This is a genomic window from Streptomyces sp. NPDC057271 (assembly GCF_042668715.1).
GTDB lineage: Bacteria > Actinomycetota > Actinomycetes > Streptomycetales > Streptomycetaceae > Streptomyces.
Window position 1 is genome coordinate 33,130 of the sequence record NZ_JBHUYJ010000009.1, and the last position, 7,043, is coordinate 40,172.

7 protein-coding genes are annotated in these 7,043 nt (G+C 73.2%); 6 read left to right on the top strand and 1 reads right to left on the bottom strand.

The genetic code is table 11. The annotated features are described in order from the left end of the window. Positions 1–74 precede the first annotated feature (74 nt). On the bottom strand, positions 75–1,274 hold the full coding sequence (locus tag ACFUJR_RS06745) for a PucR family transcriptional regulator (RefSeq protein ID WP_383180582.1): 1,200 nt from the start codon (positions 1,272–1,274) through the stop codon (positions 75–77). 179 nt (positions 1,275–1,453) lie between these two features. On the opposite strand from ACFUJR_RS06745, the gene ACFUJR_RS06750 reads away from it, so the two are divergent. The 6 genes from ACFUJR_RS06750 to ACFUJR_RS06775 all read left to right on the top strand — a co-directional run. After that, on the top strand, positions 1,454–2,272 hold the full coding sequence (locus ACFUJR_RS06750; RefSeq protein ID WP_383180578.1) for an ABC transporter ATP-binding protein: 819 nt from the start codon (positions 1,454–1,456) through the stop codon (positions 2,270–2,272). A 58-nt stretch (positions 2,273–2,330) separates the two neighbouring features. After that, positions 2,331–3,176, top strand: coding sequence for an ABC transporter ATP-binding protein (locus tag ACFUJR_RS06755; protein WP_383180575.1), 846 nt, complete (start codon positions 2,331–2,333; stop codon positions 3,174–3,176). After that, positions 3,173–4,063, top strand: coding sequence for a branched-chain amino acid ABC transporter permease (locus ACFUJR_RS06760; protein WP_383180572.1), 891 nt, complete (start codon positions 3,173–3,175; stop codon positions 4,061–4,063). Before ACFUJR_RS06755 ends, ACFUJR_RS06760 begins: the two co-directional genes overlap by 4 nt. Further along, the gene (locus tag ACFUJR_RS06765; RefSeq protein WP_383180570.1) at positions 4,056–5,171 is read left to right on the top strand and encodes a branched-chain amino acid ABC transporter permease; all 1,116 of its coding nucleotides are present in this window, start codon (positions 4,056–4,058) and stop codon (positions 5,169–5,171) included. Before ACFUJR_RS06760 ends, ACFUJR_RS06765 begins: the two co-directional genes overlap by 8 nt. Next, positions 5,168–6,439: an ABC transporter substrate-binding protein gene (locus ACFUJR_RS06770; protein ID WP_383180567.1), complete on the top strand. Its 1,272-nt coding sequence runs from the start codon at positions 5,168–5,170 to the stop codon at positions 6,437–6,439. Before ACFUJR_RS06765 ends, ACFUJR_RS06770 begins: the two co-directional genes overlap by 4 nt. A 132-nt stretch (positions 6,440–6,571) precedes the next feature. Further along, the coding region (locus ACFUJR_RS06775; RefSeq protein WP_383450254.1) for a GNAT family N-acetyltransferase at positions 6,572–7,043 on the top strand (472 nt) is incomplete at its 3' end.

The window sequence follows — 7,043 nt, forward strand, 5'->3', positions numbered from 1 at the left end:
TCCTCGGGGGTGTTGGGGGGGGGGGGGGGCTCCCCCCCGGGGGGGGGGGGCGCCCCCCCCGCCCCCCGGCCCCCTCAGCCCGCCGCCGTCAGGCGGAACGCGTCCAGGGCCAGTGTCATCTCCGTCAGGTCCCGTGGGCGGGACAGTGACCTCGACGTGAGTTGTTCCAGGCGTCGCAGCCGGTTGAAGACCGTGTTGCGGTGGCAGTACAGGCGCGAGGCCGCCCGCCCCGCCGAGCCCTCGCAGTCGAGCCAGACGTCCAGCGTCTCCAGCAGGACCGCCCGGTCCGCCGGATCGAGTTCCAGCAGGCCGCCCAGGACGTCCGTCACCAGCAGGCCCGCCAGTTCCGGCTGCCCGACCACCAGCGCCCCCGCCATCCGGCGGTCCAGGCGGACGATCTGCCGGGACTCCGGCGGACTCGTCCGCAGCGCCAGCTCCGCGAGCCGCCGCGCCCGGCCGAGCTCCGCGAGACCCGTCACCACCGGGCTGATCCCGCCCGGCCCCGGGCAGCGCCCCTGAAGCAGCTCCGACAGCGCGTCCAGACCCATGCCCTCCGCAAGCGACACCACCCCGATCTCGCAGTCCGCGCCCATCCGCCACAGGAACCGCACCCCGGCCCCCTGCACCCGCCGGTGGAACGGCTCGGGCACCTCCCGGCGGTCGTGCCGCAGCACCACCACCGCGTACCGCCCGTGCTCCGGCAGATCGAGCCCCGCCGCGGCCTGCGCGGTGACCTCCGGCGAGCGCTGCCCCTGAAGCAGCGCGTCGAGCAGCGCCTGGAGCTGCTCGTCCGTACGCCGGCGCAGCTCCAGCTCCGTCGCCCGGTACGCCTCCGACGCCGTGTCCGCCTGCGCGTCCACCGCCGACCAGACGATCGTCGCCGACTGCGTCAGCGCCGCGAGCCGCGGCGGGAACGCCGAGGCATCCTCGATCAGCGCGTCCCACACCAGATGCCCGGCGTGCCGGTAGGCGTGCACCACCAGTTCCAGCGGCATCCCCTGCTCGGCCCGCCGCCGGCCCATCTCGTCCGCGTGCTCCAGATCCCGCCGCGGCGAGTCCCGGGGCGCCGAGATCATCTCGATCCCGATCCGCATCGCCTGATGGGCCTCCTGCCAGTGCTGGTCGTACGGCACGATCCGGCCGTAGACCGGCTCGTACTCGTGCAGGTCCCTCAGATGCTCGTCCACCAGCTCCGGCAGCCGCTCCAGAAGTGCCGTGCACGCCTCGGCAAGCAGCTTCCAGTCGTCACCGGTCCGCGGTCTGCGCCGTCCCATGCCCGGAGGATGCCACCCCCGGCCCCGTCCCGACAGGCCCCTGACACGCGGTGTTGTGCGCGTGCACAACCCACCCCGGCGCCCGCTGGTCACCGGCAGCGTTTCGGCCGCCGCACGTGGACGCGCGGCCGTCGCGGTGCTGGGGTGAGCGCCACTGAACGGGCCACGGAAGGGGAACCATGGGAGGGACCGCACTCGCCCTCGAGGTCGCGGACCTGTCGGCGGGGTACGGACCGGTACGCGCTCTGAGGCAGGTGTCGCTCACCGTGCCGGAGGGCGACGTCGTCACCGTCCTCGGCGGCAACGGAGCGGGCAAGTCCACGCTGCTGCGGGCCGTCTCGCGCACACTGTCGTTCCACGGCGGGGCCGTCACCTCCGGCACCGTGAGCTACGGCGGCCGCCCCATCGGCGGTCTCCCGCCCGACCGGGTCGTCGCCGCCGGTGTCTCCCAGGTACCGGAGGGGCGGCAGGTCTTCGCCCGGATGACGGTCGAGGACAACCTGCGGGCGGGAGCGCTCGGCGCACGGGGCGAGCGCGCAGCGAGGACGGCGGCCCTGAAACGCGTCCACGAACTCTTCCCCGTCCTCGCCGACCGCGCCCACCAGCACGCCGGACTCCTGTCCGGAGGCGAACAGCAGATGCTCGCCGTCGGCCGCGCGCTGATGGCCTCGCCGAAGCTGCTGCTCCTGGACGAGCCCTCCCTCGGCCTCGCCCCGCTCATGGCCGCCCGGATCGCCGACACGATCCGCGAGATCAACGCCCAGGGCACCTCCGTCCTCCTCGTCGAGCAGAACGCGGCGCTCGCGCTGCGGCTCGCCTCACGGGCGTACGTCCTGGAGGTCGGCGAGGTCACCCTCTCGGGTCCGGCGGCCGAACTCGCCGCCTCCGACGAGGTGCGCCGCCGCTATCTGGGCGTCGTCGACGAGGACGCCGCGGCCGACGCGGAGACCGCCACCACCGTCCACCCCGTCCTCTCCCGCTGGGAGGGCGGCCGATGACGACGACCGCCGCCCGGCCGGGCGGCTCCCGCCCGACGCAGTCCCGTGGAGAGAACCGATGAACCAGCTCCCGCCTCCCGGAGAGGCGACCGCCCCGGCCGGCGCCGAGGCATCCCGGACCTCCGCCGAGCCCGTCCCCGCCCTCGACGTCCGCGACGTCACCGTCCGCTTCGCCGGACTCACCGCCCTCGACGCCGTCTCCTTCACCGTCCGCCCCGGCACGGTCCACGCCGTCATCGGCCCCAACGGTGCCGGCAAGTCCACCTGCTTCAACGTCCTCTCCGGTGTCTACAGGGCGACGTCCGGCAGCGTCCGCTTCGGCGCACACGAACTCACCGCCCTGCCCCCGCACAAGATCGCCGGCCTCGGGGTCGCCCGCATCTTCCAGAACCTCGCGCTGCCGCCCCGCGCCACCGTCGAGGACAGCCTGATGCTCGGCCGCCACCGGCTGACCCGGACCGGCTTCCTCGCCGCCGGGCTCCGGCTGCCCGCCGCAGCCCGGGAGGACGCCCGGCACCGTGCCCGCGTCCGCGAGATCGCCGCCTTCGTCGGACTGGAGAAGCAGCTCGCCCAGCCCGCCGGCTCGCTTCCGTACGGGCAGCAGAAGCTGGCCGAACTGGCCCGCGCCCTCTGCATGGAACCCCGGCTGCTCCTTCTCGACGAGCCCGTCGCCGGCATGACCGCCGACGAGCGGCGCCGTACCGCCGCCGTCATCGCCGGCGTCCGCGACAGCCTCGGGATCTCCATCGTCCTCGTCGAACACGACATGGGGGTGGTGATGCGGCTCGCCGACGCCGTCACCGTCCTCGACTTCGGCCGTCGGATCGCCGACGGCGCCCCCGGCGACGTACAGAACGACCCGGCGGTCGTCCGCGCCTATCTCGGAGAGGAGACCGCCGAGTGACCACCTTCGCCGAACTCCTGCTCAACGGCGTCTCGTTGGGCTCGATCTACGCCCTCATCGCCCTCGGCTTCGTGGTGATCTTCCGCGCCACCGAGGTCGTCAACTTCGCCCACGCCTCCCTGCTGCTCGCCGGCGGCTACTTCACGGCCGTCCTCCATGACGACATCGGCTTCTGGCCGGCGCTGCTCGTCGGCATCGGCGGCGCGGCCCTGGTCGGCGCGGCCGTCGAGTTCCTCGTCATGCGCCGATACCGCGGCTCCGACCACAGCGTCCTCGCCATCGTGACCATCGGCGTCGACATCCTGCTCGCCACCGAGCTGACCCGCCGCATCGGCACGGACATCCTCGCGCTCGGCGACCCCTGGGGCGACGCCGTCGTCACCTTCGGACCGGTCACCCTGGCGCAGACCCGGATCGCGGCCTTCCTCGCCGCGGCGCTGCTCATCACCGCGTTCCTGCTCGCCTTCCGTCACACCTCCTGGGGCGTCGCCATGCGCGCCGCCGCCGAGAACCAGGAGACCGCGGCCCTGATGGGCATCCGCCTCGGCCGGGTATCGCTCGGCGCCTGGGCGGTGGCCGGCGGACTCGCCGCCGTCGCCGCGCTCTTCCTCACCGTCTTCCCGACACCCGGCCTGGAGCGCAGTACCTCGTTCGCCGCGATGAAGGCCTTCCCCGCCGCCATCCTCGGAGGCCTCGACTCCACCACCGGCGCCCTCGTCGGCGGCCTCCTGGTCGGCATCACCGAGTCCCTCGCCACCGGCTACCAGGGCGATCTGACCTTCCTCGGCCGGGGCATCGGCGACCTCGCCCCGTATCTGGTGATGGTCGCGGTGCTGCTGATCCGCCCGGCCGGACTCTTCGGTACGAAGGAGCTGGCCCGTGTCTGACGCGCTTCCCCGCCGTGGCGTCGCCACGCTCGCTCGCCCCCGTGTGTACGGATGGGCCGTCGCCGGTCTCGTTCTCGCGGCCTTCCCCTTCTACCTGGACCGCTTCTGGCTCCAGGCCGGGCTCTTCGCCATGGCCGCCGCGATCGGCGCCATCGGCATCAACCTGCTGACCGGCGCCACCGGCCAGCTCTCCATGGGCCACGCCTTCTTCCTCGCCGTCGGCGCATACGGCTACTGCGCCTTCGCCGGCGACGGGACGGACGGGCTCGCCGGACTCGGCCTGCCGGGCTGGCTCGCGGCCGTCCTCGCGGTCGTCCTCGCGGGCCTGGCCGGCGGGGTGTTCAGTCCGATCGCGGGCCGGCTCACGGGCGCGTACCTCGGTATCGCCACCCTCGCGCTGATCTTCATCGGCCAGCACGTCCTCTTCAACGCGCACGACCTCACCGGCGGCTTCAACGGCCGGGCGGTCCCCCCGCTCAGCCTCTTCGGCCTCACCTTCGACGACACCGAACTCCTCGTCGCCCAGGTGCCGTTCGGCTCCGCGGAGAAGCTCTGGTACCTCGGCCTCGTCCTCCTTCTCGCGGGCGCGCTGTTCGCCCGCGGAGTCCTCCGAGGCCGCCCCGGCCGCGCCATGAACGCCATCCGCGACCACCGGATCGCCGCCGGGGTCATGGGCATCCCCGTGGCCCGCTACCGCGCCGCCGTCTTCGTCCTGTCGTCCATGTACGCGGGCCTGGCAGGCGTCCTGCTCGCGCTGGTCTTCCAGCGGACAGTGCCGGAGTACTTCGGCATGCTGCTCTCCCTCGAATACCTGGCCATGATCGTCATCGGCGGTCTCGGCTCGGTCGCCGGCGCGGTGGTCGGAGGCGTCTTCGTCTCCCTCCTGCCGCAGCTCCTCAACCGGTACAGCGACGCGCTGCCCCTGGTCTCCGCCCCCGGGACGGGCGGGATCGCACCGGGGGAGGCCGCCCGCTATCTCTACGGCGCCGCCGTCGTCGCGGTGGTGCTCTTCCTGCCCGGCGGCCTGGTCCGGCCGGGCTTCCGCAAACCCGCCCGCACAACCGAGCGAACCGCCCAACCCTCGCACTCCTCTGGGGAGGAACGATGATCCACCGACGACAGGCGACCAGAACCATGGCCGTCGCGCTCGCCACCCTCGTCGCACTGACCGCCGCCGGCTGCAGCTCCAAGGCCAAGAGCGGCGACGAGAAGGGCACCGGCGCGGGCGGGGTGAAGGCCGGCAAGGGTGTCACCGACAAGACCATCGCGGTCGGCGCGCTCACGGACATGACGGGTGTGTACGCCACGCTCGGCAAGAGCGTGACGCAGGCGCAGCAGCTCTACGTGAAGCAGGTCAACGCGGCCGGGGGGATCTGCGGCCGGAAGCTGGAGCTGACGGTCCGCGACCACGGCTACGACCCGCAGAAGGCACTCTCCGCCTACACCGAGCTGGAGCCGAAGGTCGCCGGCTACATGCAGTTCATCGGCTCCCCGTTCGTCGCCGCCGTCAAGCAGCGTGTCGACGGCCAGGACAAGGGGCTGGTGCTGCCGCAGGCCTGGTCGGCCTCTCTCCTTGGCTCCCCGTACATCCGCGTCCTCGGCTCCACGTACGACGTCGAGACGATCAACGCCGTCGACTTCCTGGTGAAGCAGAAGGGCCTGAAGCCGGGCGACAAGCTCGGCCATGTCTACTTCGAGGGCGACTACGGCGAGAACGCGCTGGCGGGCTCGAAGTACGCGGCCGAGAAGGCGGGTCTGACGGTCGTCGAGCAGAAGATCAAGCCCACCGACAACGACATGTCGGCGCAGGTCGCGGCGCTCAAGCAGGCAGGGGTCAAGGGCATCGTCATCAGCGCGGGCCCGCGCCAGGCCGCCTCCCTCGTCGGCGTCGCGGCGGCGACGAAGCTGCTGGTGCCGGTCATCGGCAACAACTCGGCCTTCGCGCCGCAGCTCCTCGGCACCCAGGCGGGCCCCGCGCTGGAGAAGATGTACTGGTTCGCCTCCCCGAGCCTGCCGATCGGCGCGGACACCCCGGCGGCCAAGAAGCTCGTCGCCGACTACAAGGCCGCGTACCCGAGCGACAGCCTCGACAACGGCATCGTCGCGGGCTGGACGGCGGCGAGCGTCTTCGGCGAGGCCCTGAGGAAGGCGTGCGACGCCAAGGACCTCAGCCGCGAGGGCATCGACAAGGCGCTGCTGAGCCTGAAGGCGTACGACGCCGGATTCGGCGCGCACGACCTCAGTGACCCGAACGCCCCGTCCTCGCGCGAGTCCGTCATCCTCCAGCCGGACAAGTCGGTCCCGGGCGGCATGCGCACGGTCCGCGAGCCCCTCGTCTCCGACGCGGCGAAGGGCTTCACCCCGAAGGCGGGCTGAGCCGGGAGTACGGAACGCCCCGCCGCGCATCCCGCGCGGCGGGGCGTTCGGTGTGCGCCTCACCGCGCGCGGGCAGGGCGGCTCGGGCCGCCGTGTCACCTCGGGGAAACACCGGCGTGTGAAGCTCGGCCCATGAGCGCACCTCTCACCCCGCCACCCGTCACCGGCGCCCCCGCCGCGCCCACCCCCTCGATCGAGCTGCTCGACCCGTCCACGATCCGCGTCCTGGCCTCCGAAGGCCTCGCGGCCCTCCTCGTCGACGCCGTCGACGGCGGGGCCTCCCTCGGCTTCCTGGCGCCCCTGGACCCGGCCGAGGCCGCCTCCTGGTGGCAGACGGTCGCCGAGGAGGCAGAGCGGGGCGCACGGGACGTCTGGGCGGCCCGCGGCCCCGCGGGCGAGGTCCTCGGCGCGGTGACGCTCGTACGGACCGAGAAGCCGAACGGCCGCCACCGCGGCGAGATCGCCCGGCTGATCGTCCACCGCGAGGCCCGGGGCCAGGGCCTGGGAGGCCGTCTGCTGGCCGCCGCGGAGGCCCACGCGGCCCGCGCGGGCCGCACGCTCCTGATCCTGTCTCTTCTACCCATCTCCCCACCCACAAGACCAA